Origin of the sequence: Streptomyces sp. NPDC059456, assembly GCF_042750055.1 — a bacterium.
In the GTDB taxonomy this organism is placed as follows: domain Bacteria; phylum Actinomycetota; class Actinomycetes; order Streptomycetales; family Streptomycetaceae; genus Streptomyces.
Genome location: NZ_JBHYVA010001111.1, coordinates 1 through 1388, shown reverse-complemented (window position 1 = coordinate 1388; position 1388 = coordinate 1). Strand labels below are relative to the sequence as shown.

Here is a 1388-nt window from a genome sequence, read left to right as displayed (position 1 = left end):
CGGCGCGGGGGGGGGGGGGGGGCGGCCCCGCCCCCCCCCACGGTGGAACGGTTGCGTGAAGCGGTGTGTCCGGGAGCCCTCAGGCCTGCGCACCCAGGTGCCGGGCCAGGAACGCGACGCTCTCCGCGACGATCGCGGGGACGTCGGGGGAGCCGAGGAAGATGTGGTCGGCGTCCTCGACGGGCCGCAGCGCCACCTCGCCGCCGGCGCCCGTCAGCGCCTCGGCCAGGACCTCGCTCTGGCTGTACGGGACGAGGCCGTCCCGGGTTCCGTGCACGAGCAGGAACGGGGGCGGGTTCGTGCCCGGGACCGCGTACGTGACCGGGCTCGCGGCCCGGGCCGCGTCCGGACGCTCGGCCACGGACCCGCCCAGCAGGGCCTCGTAGGGGTCCGGGAACTCGATGCCGGAGGGCATCGGCGGCATCGGGTGCGCGGCCAGGGCGACCAGGTCGGAGACCCCGTACCAGTCGACGACGGCCAGCACGCCGGTGTCGCCCGAGCCGACGCCGTGGGCGCCCTCCAGCGCCTCCAGCGCCGCGGCGTCGGCGCTGCCGGGGCGGACGACGCCGGCGAGCGCGGCCAGGTGGCCGCCCGCCGACTCGCCCCAGACGCCGATCCGGTCCGCGTCGATGCCGAGGGCGGCGGCGAACCACCGGACGTAGCGGATCGCGGCCTTGACGTCGTGCAGCTGCGCCGGGAAGGGGGCTTCGAGGCTGTGCCGGTAGTCGATGGAGACGAGTGCGAGGCCGGCGCCCAGCACGGCGCCGTGCAGCAGGGCGGCGGGCACGGTCGGCGGCGGGTAGCGCCGGTCGCCGTCCAGCCAGCCGCCGCCGTGGATCCAGACCACCGCCGGGAAGGGGCCCTCGCCCGCGGGGAGCTGTACGTCGAGGAGGCGGGGGCGGTAGCCGGGCGTGGTCGCGTACGTGATCCCGTCGAAGCGGCGCACGCCGTCGGGGCCGGTCACGGGCGTGACCGGCTGCTGGTACGGCGGGGGCGGCCAGGTCATGTCGGCGATGTCGAACTCGGCGGGGGGCGATTGCGTCATCAGGGCTCTTCCCGTGTCGTGGTGCGGCCTCGGCGGCCGGCGGATCCGGTGCGGCGGTCCAGGCTTCGTAACGTTTGTCCGAAATGCTTGCGCGGGGCACCGGGGGAGGCTTAACGTGTTACACGTGTAATCACGACTCTAGCGACGCATTTCCGCTGACGACAAGCCCACGGGACGTTCAAGTTCCCGGCCAGTTACACGAGACACTCCGCGGCGGCGTCGCCTTCCCCCTCCGGGAGCACGTCATGCTCACCACCGCTTCCACCGCCTCCACCGCCACCCTCCCCGCGCAGGCCGCCGGCCCCGGGGGCCGGGCGCCGCCGGCCCGGGCCCGGCCGGCGCC

At 75.9% G+C, this 1388-nt stretch carries 1 protein-coding gene; it reads right to left on the bottom strand.

Annotation, left to right across the window (positions count from 1 at the left end; all coding sequences use genetic code 11):
• Positions 1–79 precede the first annotated feature (79 nt).
• A complete protein-coding gene (locus ACFXA3_RS42545; protein WP_385196906.1) occupies positions 80–1045 on the bottom strand; it encodes an alpha/beta hydrolase fold domain-containing protein in 966 nt (321 codons plus the stop codon).
• Positions 1046–1388: the final 343 nt, after the last annotated feature.

Coding starts and splice junctions, on each gene's coding strand:
- ACFXA3_RS42545 (WP_385196906.1), bottom strand. CDS start 1,045: ATGACGCAATCGCCCCCCGCCGAGTTCGACATCGCCGACATGACCTGG.